This window comes from Microcoleus sp. PH2017_09_SFU_O_A (assembly GCF_020738625.1).
Classification (GTDB): Bacteria; Cyanobacteriota; Cyanobacteriia; order Cyanobacteriales; family Microcoleaceae; genus Microcoleus.
On the sequence record NZ_JAEQCF010000005.1, the window covers coordinates 65,200 to 78,370 of the forward strand.

Consider the following 13,171-nt stretch of genomic DNA (forward strand, 5'->3'; position numbering starts at 1 on the left):
TGGACAAACTCTCAAACCTCAAATCTTCACGCAACTACTTCGCAACTTCCGCCGGCGGCTTCAATTTTGGTGCGAGCACCTGCGGTAAAGGCCGCCGCGCGCACTTGCAGAGCCACATTCAGTTCGCCATCTCCTAAGATTTTCAGCGGCCCGTCGTCAGTAGTGACAATTTTTGCTTCGATCAAAGAGGTGAGAGTAACTTCTGTGTTTGCTGGCAGTGATGCTAATTTACTTACATTAATGGTAGTGTACTCTTTCCGGTTCACTAAAGGGAAGCTCTTCAGCTTGGGCAGGCGGCGGTAAAGAGGATTTTGACCACCTTCAAAACCGGGTCTAGTGCCGCTACCGGCTCTAGCTTTTTGACCGCGCATCCCTTTACCGGAACTCGCGCCTTGACCGGCAGAAATACCTCTACCCAAGCGACGCGGGCGTTTTGTGGAACCCGCTTTTGGTCGGGCGTCTTGCAATCTCATAGTTTTGATAGTTGGTAATTGGTAATTGGTAATTGGTAATTGGTAGTTTTGAGTTTTGAGTTTTGAGGAATGAAAGATTTTTATTCAAAACTCAATACTTAATACTCAAAACTGACAATTTCCAGTTCCCTAGTCCTTAACCGTAGAGGTTTTCTACTGGAATTCCGCGCTCTTGAGCAACTTCGGATAAGGTGCGAAGAGTGGAAAGGGCGTTGACTGCGGCTCTAGCGTTGTTTAAAGGATTTCCTGAACCTAGCTGTTTGGCTAAGATGTTGCGGACTCCTGCTAGTTCGAGAACAGTTCGCACTGCTCCCCCTGCAATTACCCCGGTTCCGGGTGCTGCTGGACGCATCATAACTTTGGCTCCGCCACCTGCACCGTTGATCGGGTGAGGGATGGAGTTTGATTTGGTGAGGGGAACTTCAATTAGGTGCTTTTTGCCGTCAGCGACGCCTTTTTTAACGGCACCGATTACGTCGCTAGCTTTGCCGACTCCCACTCCAACTTGACCGCGTTCGTTGCCGATAATGACTATGGCGCGGAAGCTGAGTTTTTTACCGCCTTTAACTACTTTGGTAACGCGACGAATCTGAACAACCCGTTCTTGCCATTCGGATTCTTTTTCGCGCCCTTTGTTGTTATTGCTTTTTTTCTTGTTGCGCTGTTCTTTTTGTTCTGCCATGTTTTGTCCTTGGGGAATTGAGGATTAGTAATTGGTAGTTGGTATAGAGAAATTAACAATTAGGAATTAAGAATTTTGTTATAGATTCTCTTTTCCTTCTTCCTTCTTCCTTCTTCCTTCTTCCTTCTTCCTTCTTGCTTCTTCCTAAAAGTCTAACCCGGCTTCGCGAGCTGCGTCGGCGAGGGCTTTAACGCGACCGTGATAGAGGTTGCCTCCGCGATCGAATACGACTTTGACTATGCCAGCGCTGGAACACCGTTTGGCAATCAACTGACCGACTTGGGTGCTGGCGTTGCAGTTGGCTCCCGAACTGAGTTCGGCTTTCAATTCTGGATCGAGGGTTGACGCAGCAGCCAAAGTGTGCTGTGCCGTGTCGTCGATTACCTGGACGTAGATGTGATTGGACGATCGAAATACCGCTAATCTGGGACGTTCGGCGGTGCCGAATACCTTGCGCCGCACGCGGCGGTGTCTGCGGTGGACTGATTCTTTGCGAGTAAGCTTCATTGTTACTTCTTACCTGTTTTGCCTGTTTTACCAGCTTTGCGCCGGACGACTTCGCCGCTGTAGCGAATGCCTTTGCCCTTGTAAACTTCGGGCGGACGCACCGCGCGGATGCGGGCTGCTGTGTTGCCTACGAGTTCTTTGTCAATACCGGAGACAATGACGTTGGTGTTGCCTTCAACTGCCATGGTGATGCCTTCTGGAGGAGGCATTTCAACGGGCTTGCTGTAACCGACGTTTAAAATCAGGTTCCGTCCTTGAACCTGTGCCCGATAACCTGTGCCGATAATTTCCAGACGACGCTGAAAGCCTTGGGATACACCTTCGACCATGTTGGCGACAAGGGTGCGACAGAGGCCGTGCAATTGTCTGGCGACGCGAGATTCGTCCCGGCGGGTAACGAGTAAAGTCTCGCCTTCCATTCCTAGGAGGATTTCGGCGGGGATTACTCGGGAAAGTTCACCTTTAGGGCCTTTGACGGCTACTTTTTGACCGTCTAGGGTGATGGTGACTTTTGTGGGGATGCTAATCGGACGCTTGCCAATTCGCGACATAGTTTTTGTCCTTTGTTTTTAGTTTTTAGTGTTTGATTATTAGTATCTAGTTATTAGTCTTTAGCGATCGACTTTTGAGTGTTTTTCCATGGTATGCGTGATTAATGACTCGTAATAAACAAGTACAATTCGCCGACACTCATGAGTGGATAATCCCCAAATCTTAGACTTTTGTTTAAGCTTGCAGATTGAATGCTGCAAGTTAATCTAAAATCTAAAATCGACTGACTAATGACTAATGACTAATGACTACCAAACATAACAAAGCACTTCACCGCCTAAACCTTGGCGTCGAGCTTCTCGATCGGTCATAATGCCGCTGGAGGTGGAGATAATGGCAATGCCAATTCCGCCTAATACTCTGGGCAGTTCTTTGCGGTTCGAGTAAACGCGCAGTCCTGGTTTGCTGACTCGCTTAAGTGCCGTGATAATGGGCTTGCGAGTTTTACCTTTGTACTTTAGAGAAAGCACTATAGTTCGCTTTACGCCTTCTGGTTCTGCTTCTTCAAATTCGCTGATAAAGCCTTCGTTTTTGAGAACTTGGGCGATGCTACGGGTCATTTTTGTAGCTGGAATTTGTGTTGTTTGGTGGCGCGCCATGCAAGAATTGCGAATGCGCGTCAACATATCTGCTATGGTATCGTTAGCTGCCATGTGAAAGATCCTTACTCTACTGCTTAGTTGTCCCGGAAGGGCATTCCCATTTCTTTGAGCAAGGCGCGTCCTTCTTCGTCGGTGTTTGCTGTGGTGATAATTGAAATGTCCATGCCTCGAATTTGATCGATGCGGTCATATTCTATTTCTGGAAAGATTAGCTGTTCTCTCAGACCCAAGCTGTAGTTGCCGCGCCCGTCAAAGCTTTTGGGACTGATGCCGCGGAAGTCGCGGATGCGTGGGAGTGCGAGGTTGATGAGCCGATCGAGAAAATCGTACATCCGATCGCCCCGCAGCGTCACCATCACGCCGACTGGTACTCCTTTGCGGATTTTGAAGCCTGCGATCGCTTTTTTCGCGCGAGTCACCACTGGTTTTTGTCCGGTGATGATGGCAATTTCATTCAGCGACGAATCCAGTGCCTTAGCATTTTGAGAAGCTTCTCCCAAACCGCGGTTAACGGTAACTTTGATAAGTTTGGGAACCTGATGGATATTAGTATATTTAAACTGATCCATCAGTGTGGGAACGATTTTACCTTGATAAAGAACTTTGAGTTTGTCCGGCATAGTTTTGGTGTTTCGTTAACTGTCCCTGGGCTTGGTCAGGGAATTGTTCTTTGTCAGTTGTCAGTTGATAGTTGTCAGTTGTTAGTTGCCAATTAAGGACTAATGACTAATGACTGAGGACTAATGACTAATTATCGAGGATTTCTCCGGTTTTTTTGAGTTGTCGCAGTTTGCGGCCGTCTTCACTAAATGTATAGCAGACGCGGCTGGCGACTTTCTCTTTTTCGGAATAGTGCATCACATTTGAGCTGTGAATGGGAGCCTCAAAGGTGACGATTTTTCCCGATTCCCCTTCTTGTTGGGGTTTGACGTGCTTGGTTCGGATATTTACGCCTTTAACAATTACTTTGCTGACTTTAGGATATGTCTTTAAGATTTGTCCGACTTTTCCTTTCTCTTTGCCAGTAATTATTTGCACGGTGTCGCCTGCTTTGACGTGCATTCTGTAGCGCTGCGGTTCGCTAGTTGGTTTACCCTTTTTTCCGTACATTTTAAAGTACCTCTGGGGCTAAGGAAACGATTTTAGTAAAGTTTTTGTCGCGCAGTTCGCGGGCTACTGGGCCGAAAACGCGAGTGCCTTTGGGGTTGCCTTCGGGATTGATAATCACGGCTGCATTGTCGTCAAAACGAATGCTCATGCCGCTGTCGCGACGCAAGGCTTTGCGGGTTCTGACAATGACGGCTCTGACGACATCGGATTTTTTGACTGCCATATTGGGGATGGCGTCTTTGACGACGGCAATGATGACATCGCCGACTCCGCCGTAGCGACGGTTGCCGCCTCCCAATACGCGGATGCACATGAGCTTGCGGGCTCCGCTATTGTCGGCGACATTGAGGTATGTCTGGGGTTGAATCATGGTGATTGGGGAAAAGGTAATTTGATGCTTGCTAACTGCTAAGTGCTAATTGCTGCTAATTGATGGTTAATCACAGGGTCGATCGATCGAGAAAGCCGATCGCACTACGCGAGCAATTAGAAATTAACTGTTAACCCTTTGTTGCACCGAAAATCTCAGCAACCGTCCAGCGTTTGGTTTTGCTCAGAGGGCGAGTTTCAGTGATGCGGACACGATCGCCCGATTTGCACTTATTTTCTTCGTCGTGAGCTTTGTAGCGCTTGGTGCGGACTACGATTTTGCCGTATTTGGTGTGGGAGGAGCGGTTTTCGATCGCTACCACGACGGTTTTGTTCATTTTGTCGCTGACTACTACGCCAACTCGTTCTTTAACTGCCATACCTACCTATTGTTGTTGTGCAATTGAGTTTTTTTGAACTACTGTGCGAACCTCGGCTCGGCTGCTGCTAACTACTCGCTGACTGCGGTGGGAGCAGACTTGAGAGCTGCCTCAGCAGCGATTTGGCGTTCGCGTTCAACTGTCATTAATTGAGCCAGCCGGTGTTTGGCGTGCTTGAACAGGTGAGGCTTTTCCATGCGGCCGGTAGCTTGCTGAAGCCGCAAGTCCATTAGTTGGCGCTTGACGGCTAAAATTTGCTCTGCTACTGCTGCATCGCTTAATTCTCTAGCTTCTTTAATCTTGGTCAAAGACATAGTTGTGTGCTTTATCGTTAGCGGTCTAGTGAAGACAGAATTCTTTCTGATGCTGAAGACCGAAGGGAAAAAAAGTTGTACGTGCCAGATTTTAAATTTCTGACGAATGCAGACCTAATTCTACCTTCGATCGCCACTATGACGGGCTTTCTTCGCGGGTGATGAACTTGGTTTTAATCGGTAATTTGAAAGATGCCAAACGCATTGCTTCGCGGGCAATTTCTTCAGTGACGCCACCAATTTCAAACATAATCCGACCGGGTTTGACGACGGCCACCCAAAATTCCGGTGCGCCTTTACCAGAACCCATCCGGGTTTCTGCTGCGCGCTGGGTGACTGGTTTGTCGGGGAAAATGCGAATCCAGATTTTGCCACCCCGGCGGATATAGCGGGTCATGGCACGCCGTCCGGCTTCTATTTGGCGGGAAGTGATCCAGGCTGGTTCGACGGCTTGGAGGGCAAAGTCGCCAAAGCTAACTGAGCTGCCGCGGGTGGAAATACCGCTCATTCGCCCGCGCTGTTGTTTGCGGAATTTTGTTCTTTTAGGGCTTAACATGACTGGGGAATTCAGTAATTGGTAATCGGTATAGCGGACAGCACGAACTTACTCGCCCGGGATCTGTCAACTGTCAACTGTCAACTGTCAATTGTCAATTGACTGTTAGCCTTCGTTCGATCGATCTTCAAAGTTCTGACGGCGGCGCTTTTGTTTGGTGCGGGGCACGGCTGCATTTGGTGCGGCTTCTTGTTCCTGTCCGGGAATAATTTCGCCTTTGAAAACCCAAACTTTAATCCCGAGAATACCGTAGATGGTTTGAGCGGTGCAGTAGGAATAGTCGATGTCGGCCCGCAGGGTGTGCAAGGGGACTCGGCCTTCGCGCGTCCATTCTGTACGGGCGATTTCTGCGCCGTTGAGGCGTCCGCTAACTTGAATTTTGATGCCTTGAATGCCGACTTTTTGAGCGCGGGTGATTGCTTGGCGGACTACTCGGCGGAAGGATACGCGCCGTTCTAGTTGCTGGGCGATATATTCTGCGATCAGTGTGGCATCGGCGTCTACGCGCTGAACTTCAACGACGTTGATGCGAATTTGGCGGTTGTTGCCGAGTTGCTGCTGCAAACCGACGCGCAAAGTTTCGATACCTGCTCCGCCACGGCCTACGACTACGCCTGGTCTGGCGGTGAAGACTTCTAGGTCGATTTGATCGGCTTTGCGCTCAATTCTGACCGAGGAAATACCAGCATTACTGAGGGTTTTGCGGACGTACTTGCGAATTTTGAAGTCTTCTTGCAAGAGTTCTGGATAGTTTTTCGGGTCAGCAAACCAGCGAGAGCGGTGCTCTTGGGTAATGCCGAGACGAAAACCAATTGGATGTATTTTTTGGCCCATAATATTTGATGAGTTAATTGGTAATTCGTAATTGGTAACTGGTAATTGGTAATTGATGATTACCGATTTTTGGTCAACTTTAAGCTGTTTATTACCTATTACGTTTTTCCGTGGTTTAGTCTTCTAAAAGCGGAGCAACTATTACCGTAATGTGGCAAGTTGGCTTGCGGATTTGGTAGGCGCGACCTTGAGCGCGGGGTCTAAAGCGTTTGAGGACTGGGCCTTGGTCTGCGTAAGCTTGAGAGACTACGAGCTTGGTTTTGTCCAATCCTGCGTTGTGTTCGGCGTTGGCTACTGCCGATCGCAAAACTTTGACGATTGGTTCGCAGGCGCGGTAGGGCATGAATTCGAGTAAAATCAGCGCTTCTTGGTAGCTTTTGCCGCGAATTTGGTCGAGGACTCGGCGCACTTTGAAGGGCGATGTCCGGATATAACGGGCGATCGCCTTAATTTCGGATGTGGTATCTATAACCATTTCGATTTGGGTAAGTAGGTAATTGGCAATTGGGAAAAAGGTAATTGGTAATTGAATGAAAAAATTTCGATTACCTATTACCTGTCACCTAATTTGGCTATCTTTTCGCCTTTTTATCACCACTTTTCGCGTGACCTCTAAAGGTGCGAGTGGGGGAGAATTCTCCGAGTTTGTGACCTACCATTTGGTCTGTCAGGTAGACTGGGACGTGCTGTCTGCCGTTGTGAACTGCGATCGTGTGACCTACCATTTGAGGCAGGATTGTGGAAGATCGCGACCAAGTTTTAATTACTTGTTTTTGGCCTGCGGCGTTGAGTTTTTCAATCTTTGTCATCAGATGATCTGCGACAAATGGGCCTTTTTTTAACGATCGAGACATGGTTTTGGTAATTAGTAATTAGTAGTTGGAATTGAATAGGGAAGAAAGTTGCAGGAATAAAAGAGTACGGACAACTTTTTCGTTGTTCCTTCTTCCTTCTTCCTTCTTCCTTCTTCCTTCTTCCTTCTTCCTTAACTTTGTCTGCCGCCCTTCCCACGCTTGGAAGATTTGCGACGGCGCCGGACGATTAAAGCGTCGCTGCGCTTGTTTTTGCTTCGAGTTTTGGCACCCAATGCTGGTTTGCCCCAAGGAGTCATAGGCCCCGGACGCCCGATGGGCGCTCTGCCTTCGCCACCACCGTGCGGGTGATCCACCGGGTTCATTACACTACCGCGAACGGTTGGTCTGCGACCTTTCCAGCGGGTACGGCCTGCTTTACCGAGGCTGATGTTTCTGGCGTCTGTGTTGCCAACTTGACCGATCGTAGCGTAGCAGTCGGCGCGGACTTTCCGTTGTTCGCCGGATGGCAGTTTGAGGGTGACGTAGCTACCTTCTTTTGCCATTAGCTGAGCGCTGGATCCTGCGGAACGGACGATTTGTCCGCCTTTTCCTGGTACTAGCTCGACGTTGTGGACGCTGGTACCGAGGGGAATGTTCTTCAGGGGTAGGGCGTTGCCAATTTCGATCGGCGCGTCTGGGCCTGAGACAATTACTGTACCGACGTTTAAGTTGAGCGGGTGCAGGATGTACCGTTTTTCGCCGTCTTTGTAGAACAAAAGGGCGATGCGGGCGTTGCGGTTGGGGTCATATTCGATCGCCTTGACGGTAGCAGGAATGCTGTGTTTGTCGCGGCGGAAGTCGATCGTTCTATAAAGCCGTTTGTGACCGCCTCCCCGGTGGCGACAGGTAATGACGCCTCGGTTGTTGCGGCCTTGTTTGGTGTGCTTGTTGCTAGTTAGAGACTTTTCAGGCTCTGACTTGGTAATCTCAGCGAAGTCCGAGACGGTATGTTCCCGGGTGCTGGAGGTATAAGGTCGGTAAGAACGAATGCCCATAATCGCTTTTAGATTTTAGATTTTAGACTTGGGATTTTGGACTTGACAGTTTTGGATTTTAGATTTGGGATTAAGTTAACTTGCGAGTTTCCTGGATGGGAAGTTTGCATCAGTTAACTGGAATCTAAAATCTAAAATCTAAAATCCAAAATTGGCTAAACTTCTGGGAATAGGAGTTTGCGGATCGAGTCTCCGTCTAGCAGAGTTACTGTTGCTCGCTTGTAGCAAGGTTTAAAGCCGACGAATTTACCTACTCGGCGCTTTTTTCGCGGCGGGTTTTGGGTGTTGACGCCAATGACTTTGACCTTAAATAGTTCTTCGATTGCAGCTTTGATTTGAGGCTTGGTCGCTTTTGGCGCTACGTCAAATGTGAATTGATTTAATTCCATCATTCGGGTAGCTTTCTCGGTGAGAATCGGACGCTGGATCAAATCTGCGTAGTCGCGGGGGTCGATTTTACTCACCGTAAATCTCCTGAATTTTTGCTATGGCTGTAGAGGTGACGATTATTTTGTCAGCCGCGAGAACGTCGTAAACATTCAGAGAAGTTGCCAAGATGACGTTGACTAATTCGATGTTGCGTCCTGACAGGTAAACGTTGAGTTGCGGTTCTGGCAAGATTAACAGAACTTTTTTATGGGCTTCGATACCCCAACGGGCGATCGCACTTAGCAATTCTTTGCTTTTCGGTCTCGGAAATTGCTCTGCAAATTCTTCAACCACAATGATGTCTTCGGTACGGCTAAAGAATGCTGTCCGCAAAGCGAGACGGCGTTCTTTTTTGTTCATTTTGACTTCAAAGTCTCTGGGTTTCGGTCCGAAGATGACACCGCCGCCCCGCCACAACGGAGAACGGATCGAACCTGCTCTGGCTCGACCTGTGCCTTTTTGACGCCAGGGTTTGCGGCCGCCGCCTCTAACTTCCGATCGAGTTTTGGTGCAAGCATTCCCTTGACGGGCGTTGACCATTTGCCGTCTCAAGGCTCTGTGAACGATGTGAGACGCATTTTCTTCTTTGGCTACGCGAAGCTCTAAAGTTGTTTCTCCAACTTCTTCGCCTTGCCAATTTCGCACTACACAGTTAACCATATCTTTTGTCCTTTTTCCTTTGTCAGTTGTTGGTTGTTAGTTGTTAGTTGTCAGTTGTTGGTTGTTATTTGTTGATTGTTAGTTGTTAGTTGTTGCTAATAACCAATAACCAATAACAAATAACCAATAACCAATAACTACCACCCAACTTTTTTCTCAGGAACAACATTGACTAAGGCGCCAGCTTTTCCGGGAACTGCTCCCTTGATCAGCAACAAATTCTGCTCTGCATCCACCCGGACAATTGTCAGTTTGCGGACGGTAACTTGAACGTTGCCCATGCGTCCTGCCATTCTTTTACCGGGATAGACGCGTCCGGGAGTGGTTCCAGGTCCGATCGATCCAGGTTCGCGGTGATTCTTAGAACCGTGAGACATGGGGCCGCGTTTGAAGTTGTGGCGCTTTTGAAAGCCTGCAAAACCTTTACCGATGCTGGTACCGATGACATCTACGATTTGTCCCGGTGTAAAAGCGTCTGCTTTTACTTGTTGGCCTAATTCAAAGGAACTGGTATCTTCCAAGCGGTATTCGTGCAAGTGGCGCAATGGATTCGCCCCCGACTTGGCAAGGTGTCCCAATTCTGGCTTGTTGAGAGCCTTTGGTTTTACTTCTTCGTATCCAATCTGAATGGCAGTGTAGCCATCAGTTTGTTTAGTTTTGATTTGAGTTACTGTACAAGGCCCTGCTTGTATGACGGTGACGGGGATTGCTCTCCCTTCAGCGTCAAACACTTGAGTCATGCCTAGTTTAGTGCCAAGAATGCCTACAGACACGGATTTTTTTCCTTTTATTTACGCAAGAGGTTTCGGATTGCGAAGTTTACGTCAATCCGCTTGCTCTTGTGCAGAAACATCTATTTCAGTGTTCCTGCAATTAACTGTTATCAACCAACAGCTTTCCTCGGTGTTTAAAATTTGAGTTTTAAATTTGGGAGCGAGCTTGTGGAAGTCTTGCAAGGGTTGAGATTCTAGGTTTTTTACCTATTCGATCTCCGAGTTTAATGTCGGTCTTGCTTATTTGGGCTAGGACTTGAATAGCAAGCTACTCAGTATCCTTTCACAGCGCCAGTTAACAATATTACATGAAGTGTTTGTTATTTGTCAAGGCCTTTTTTGATAACTTTTCGCCTCAGCTTTAGCATTTATAATACTTTAAGCTCGCAATGGGCGATCGACCAAATTTTAAACAGCAGGCTAGACAAATTTATGGGACTGATTACAACTGGTGCGGATATGATTCGGGATTTGGAAAAGTCGGGGTCGCTAGCCCTGTACGTTCCTTTAGAGGGAGGATTTGAGGGCCGTTACCTGCGACGGCTGCGGGCTGCCGGCTACGGTGCGTACACGATTACGGCGCGGGGTTTGGGCGATTTGGCGATGTATTTGACCGGAGTTCACGGGGTGCGACCGCCGCATTTGGGCAAGAAAACTACTGGCAATGAAGGGGCTGTGGGTTACACCTACTACGTACCTCCAATGTTGCAAACTCAATTAGATAATTTGCCGCCGAAATCTAAAGGACTGGTGCTTTGGATTATTGAAGGGCAGGTTTTGTCGAGTCAGGAAGTTGAGTATTTGACTGTTTTGCCGACGCTAGAGCCGCGAGTTAAAATAGCAGTAGAGATGGGGGGCGATCGAGCTTTTAGCTGGAAGCCGCTTAAAAACGCTTTAGTTGCAGCTTAAATTCGGGTATTTGCGATCGCAAATCAACTAAAAAACGCAGCGAGCAAAATCAAGCTCAACCGCTTATGCTCGCTGGTTTTGCTCTTTTTTGGAAAAACTTCTTAATTAACAGGAAAAATCTTATGCTTCAGAACCGCGATTATACAATCATCATTGACAAAAGCGGCAGTATGTACACCAAAGACCAGATGGGAGGAAAAAGTCGCTGGGCGCTGATGCAAGAATCGACTGTCGCACTGGCGAATAAATGCGAAGAACTTGACCCAGACGGCATCACAGTTTACGTTTTTTCTGGTCGCTTCAAACGCTACGAAAATGTAACATCAGCTAAAGTAGTGCAAATCTTCCAAGAAAACGAACCTTCCGGGACTACAAATTTGGCTGCGGTGCTGCTAGATTCTCTCAACAATTATTTTCAGCGCAAAGCATCCGGTAAGACCAAGCCAAATGGCGAAACCATATTAGTGGTGACGGACGGCGAACCGGACGATCGCAAGGAAGTAATGAAAACAATTATAGAGGCATCGCGGAAGCTCGATCGAGATGAAGAGCTGGCGATTTCCTTCATTCAAGTAGGGAATGCCCCGGAAGCGACTAAGTTTCTCAAGATATTGGATGACGAACTGCAAAGCGCCGGAGCTAAATTCGATATCGTTGATACAGTGACGATGGATGATATCGAAGGAATGACCCTGACGGAAGTATTGCTGAATGCAATAACTGATTGAGGAGGCTGCGGGTTGTTTGCGGGACTATATTTGTGCCTGGTTGCTGGGCAGGATTTTTTAAAGGGGGTTTTAAGTCATGGAATCGATCGATCGCCTGTTAGCTGAACTTAGGGCAGAATATCAAGCATCTCAAAAAAATCGCGACGCGCCAAGTCAGCCGCCAGTGGAAGCACAACCGCTTTCCCAACCAGCAGCAGTGCCGTCAAATCAAACTTTTAAAACAGCAGATATCAAGTATTCTGGTACTTTTGACAAGGATTTAGCTGAAATCAAGGCTGAATACGAAGCACAAAATAAAGCTCAGGAAGTGGCTGCACAACAACCGCTTCAGCCTCTGCACGAAGCAGAAAATAAACCTCAGGAAGTGACGGCACTAGCACCGAAGCCAGCAGAAAAGATTGTGCAGTCAGAGTTAGACGTACAAACGCACAGGCAGAAAGTTAGGCAAGCTCAGGTTTGGCTGAAGAATTTGGATAAAAATTCCGATGAGAGATATTGGTTCGATCAGTTTGCTTTTAAGTATAGTTCGAGGATAGATGCGGCGATCGACTATTTGCAAGCTGTGAATGAGTTTGATTGAAAAGGTTTGTAGTGAGGACTTTAGTCCTTCTTTAATGCGGACTGAAGTCCTCACTACCAACCCAAGAGAGAAGGTTTGTAGTGAGGACTTTAGTCCTTCTTGAATGCGGACTAAAGTCCTGACTACGAACCGAATGGTCGATCGTCTTTTGGAACAGATGTAGGATTCAGCAGAAATGAAGCCGATCTTTTTGCTGTACTTTCAGATAGCTTAATTTGTTTGAATTCAACAATACCATCGGCTATAAAAGAATCTCTCAAGGCCGCCTTTTCTCCGCTGTTAAAAACAGTTTCGTAAAATACTTCGCGAATGCCGGCGGAAATAATTAATTTCAAACAATAAATGCAGGGTTCTAAAGTCACATAAATGCTAGCTCCAGCCGTAGATATGCCGTGTTTGGCAGCAGTGGCGATCGCATTTGCTTCAGCGTGAACCGCCCGCGACGGCAAAGTTTTGCTAGCATCGCAACTGCTCAAACCCGGATAGCAGAAGCCTTGAGCCGTGCAGTGTACCGAACCTGAGGGGGAACCGTTGTAACCCGTAGCTAAAACTTGCCTGTTTTTAGCGATTACCGCGCCGACGGGAAATGCCAGACAAGTCGATCGCGTTGCGGCCAATTTTGCCAACATCAAAAAGTATTCATCCCAATTTGGTCTTTGATAGGTTTTATTCATAAGCTGCTGTATTTTTTTCTGTTCCAAAACGTTTTTAAGTTGGTTCAAAGCATCTTCATAAGTCTGAAACTGAACTTCAGCAATTACTGTAGGGATACCCAGTGGAAATCTTGATATAACTTTATCTTTTTCATAAATAATCACAATAGGAATATTATTCATTTCAGCATAAGCTAGCTCCATTCCCACA

22 protein-coding genes are annotated in these 13,171 nt (G+C 47.5%); 3 read left to right on the top strand and 19 right to left on the bottom strand.

The window, feature by feature from the left end; genetic code table 11:
• Positions 1–26: 26 nt before the first annotated feature.
• From rplO to rplC, 18 genes are all read right to left on the bottom strand, one after another.
• Positions 27–473 carry a 50S ribosomal protein L15 gene (gene rplO / locus JGK16_RS02960; RefSeq protein WP_293133857.1) on the bottom strand — a complete coding sequence of 149 codons (447 nt, stop codon included), beginning with the start codon at positions 471–473 and terminating at the stop codon, positions 27–29.
• A 136-nt stretch (positions 474–609) separates the two neighbouring features.
• Positions 610–1,155 carry a 30S ribosomal protein S5 gene (gene rpsE, locus JGK16_RS02965; RefSeq protein WP_293175982.1) on the bottom strand — a complete coding sequence of 182 codons (546 nt, stop codon included), beginning with the start codon at positions 1,153–1,155 and terminating at the stop codon, positions 610–612.
• A gap of 144 nt (positions 1,156–1,299) precedes the next feature.
• A complete protein-coding gene (rplR, locus tag JGK16_RS02970; RefSeq protein WP_293175984.1) occupies positions 1,300–1,662 on the bottom strand; it encodes a 50S ribosomal protein L18 in 363 nt (120 codons plus the stop codon).
• Positions 1,663–1,664: 2 nt separating this feature from the next.
• Positions 1,665–2,213, bottom strand: coding sequence for a 50S ribosomal protein L6 (gene rplF / locus JGK16_RS02975; RefSeq protein ID WP_293133866.1), 549 nt, complete (start codon positions 2,211–2,213; stop codon positions 1,665–1,667).
• A 249-nt stretch (positions 2,214–2,462) separates the two neighbouring features.
• On the bottom strand, positions 2,463–2,867 hold the full coding sequence (gene rpsH / locus JGK16_RS02980; protein ID WP_194010353.1) for a 30S ribosomal protein S8: 405 nt from the start codon (positions 2,865–2,867) through the stop codon (positions 2,463–2,465).
• Between the two features lie 23 nt (positions 2,868–2,890).
• Positions 2,891–3,436 carry a 50S ribosomal protein L5 gene (rplE, locus tag JGK16_RS02985; RefSeq protein ID WP_293150725.1) on the bottom strand — a complete coding sequence of 182 codons (546 nt, stop codon included), beginning with the start codon at positions 3,434–3,436 and terminating at the stop codon, positions 2,891–2,893.
• Between the two features lie 127 nt (positions 3,437–3,563).
• Positions 3,564–3,926, bottom strand: coding sequence for a 50S ribosomal protein L24 (gene rplX / locus JGK16_RS02990; protein WP_293175986.1), 363 nt, complete (start codon positions 3,924–3,926; stop codon positions 3,564–3,566).
• 1 nt (position 3,927) lies between these two features.
• Positions 3,928–4,296, bottom strand: coding sequence for a 50S ribosomal protein L14 (gene rplN / locus JGK16_RS02995; protein ID WP_193973611.1), 369 nt, complete (start codon positions 4,294–4,296; stop codon positions 3,928–3,930).
• 130 nt (positions 4,297–4,426) lie between these two features.
• Positions 4,427–4,675, bottom strand: a complete 249-nt coding sequence (rpsQ, locus tag JGK16_RS03000; RefSeq protein ID WP_293175988.1) for a 30S ribosomal protein S17 — start codon at positions 4,673–4,675, stop codon at positions 4,427–4,429.
• A gap of 71 nt (positions 4,676–4,746) precedes the next feature.
• Positions 4,747–4,989: a 50S ribosomal protein L29 gene (gene rpmC, locus JGK16_RS03005; RefSeq protein ID WP_293133890.1), complete on the bottom strand. Its 243-nt coding sequence runs from the start codon at positions 4,987–4,989 to the stop codon at positions 4,747–4,749.
• Between the two features lie 136 nt (positions 4,990–5,125).
• Entirely contained in the window at positions 5,126–5,545 is a 420-nt protein-coding gene (rplP, locus tag JGK16_RS03010) for a 50S ribosomal protein L16 (protein ID WP_293175990.1), read from the bottom strand.
• A gap of 105 nt (positions 5,546–5,650) precedes the next feature.
• The gene (gene rpsC / locus JGK16_RS03015; RefSeq protein ID WP_293133893.1) at positions 5,651–6,379 is read right to left on the bottom strand and encodes a 30S ribosomal protein S3; all 729 of its coding nucleotides are present in this window, start codon (positions 6,377–6,379) and stop codon (positions 5,651–5,653) included.
• A 115-nt stretch (positions 6,380–6,494) separates the two neighbouring features.
• On the bottom strand, positions 6,495–6,854 hold the full coding sequence (gene rplV, locus JGK16_RS03020) for a 50S ribosomal protein L22 (protein ID WP_193973606.1): 360 nt from the start codon (positions 6,852–6,854) through the stop codon (positions 6,495–6,497).
• A gap of 97 nt (positions 6,855–6,951) precedes the next feature.
• Positions 6,952–7,233, bottom strand: coding sequence for a 30S ribosomal protein S19 (gene rpsS, locus JGK16_RS03025; RefSeq protein WP_041623488.1), 282 nt, complete (start codon positions 7,231–7,233; stop codon positions 6,952–6,954).
• A 131-nt stretch (positions 7,234–7,364) separates the two neighbouring features.
• Positions 7,365–8,228: a 50S ribosomal protein L2 gene (rplB, locus tag JGK16_RS03030; RefSeq protein ID WP_293175992.1), complete on the bottom strand. Its 864-nt coding sequence runs from the start codon at positions 8,226–8,228 to the stop codon at positions 7,365–7,367.
• A gap of 155 nt (positions 8,229–8,383) precedes the next feature.
• Positions 8,384–8,692 (bottom strand): 50S ribosomal protein L23, encoded by a 309-nt coding sequence (locus tag JGK16_RS03035; protein ID WP_293133910.1) that lies wholly within the window; start codon positions 8,690–8,692, stop codon positions 8,384–8,386.
• Positions 8,685–9,317: a 50S ribosomal protein L4 gene (gene rplD / locus JGK16_RS03040; protein WP_293175994.1), complete on the bottom strand. Its 633-nt coding sequence runs from the start codon at positions 9,315–9,317 to the stop codon at positions 8,685–8,687. The genes JGK16_RS03035 and rplD overlap by 8 nt, the downstream gene beginning before the upstream one ends.
• A gap of 137 nt (positions 9,318–9,454) precedes the next feature.
• On the bottom strand, positions 9,455–10,090 hold the full coding sequence (gene rplC, locus JGK16_RS03045) for a 50S ribosomal protein L3 (protein WP_293133914.1): 636 nt from the start codon (positions 10,088–10,090) through the stop codon (positions 9,455–9,457).
• Positions 10,091–10,522: 432 nt separating this feature from the next.
• On the opposite strand from rplC, the gene JGK16_RS03050 reads away from it, so the two are divergent.
• From JGK16_RS03050 to JGK16_RS03060, 3 genes are all read left to right on the top strand, one after another.
• On the top strand, positions 10,523–10,999 hold the full coding sequence (locus JGK16_RS03050) for an NAD(P)H-quinone oxidoreductase subunit N (protein WP_293133916.1): 477 nt from the start codon (positions 10,523–10,525) through the stop codon (positions 10,997–10,999).
• A 122-nt stretch (positions 11,000–11,121) separates the two neighbouring features.
• Entirely contained in the window at positions 11,122–11,727 is a 606-nt protein-coding gene (locus JGK16_RS03055) for a VWA domain-containing protein (protein WP_293133918.1), read from the top strand.
• Positions 11,728–11,803: 76 nt separating this feature from the next.
• Complete coding sequence (locus tag JGK16_RS03060; protein ID WP_293175996.1) at positions 11,804–12,307, top strand: hypothetical protein; 504 nt, start codon at positions 11,804–11,806, stop codon at positions 12,305–12,307.
• A 122-nt stretch (positions 12,308–12,429) separates the two neighbouring features.
• On the opposite strand, the gene JGK16_RS03065 is transcribed toward JGK16_RS03060, so the two are convergent.
• Entirely contained in the window at positions 12,430–12,981 is a 552-nt protein-coding gene (locus tag JGK16_RS03065; RefSeq protein ID WP_293176028.1) for a dCMP deaminase family protein, read from the bottom strand.
• Positions 12,982–13,171 lie beyond the last annotated feature (190 nt).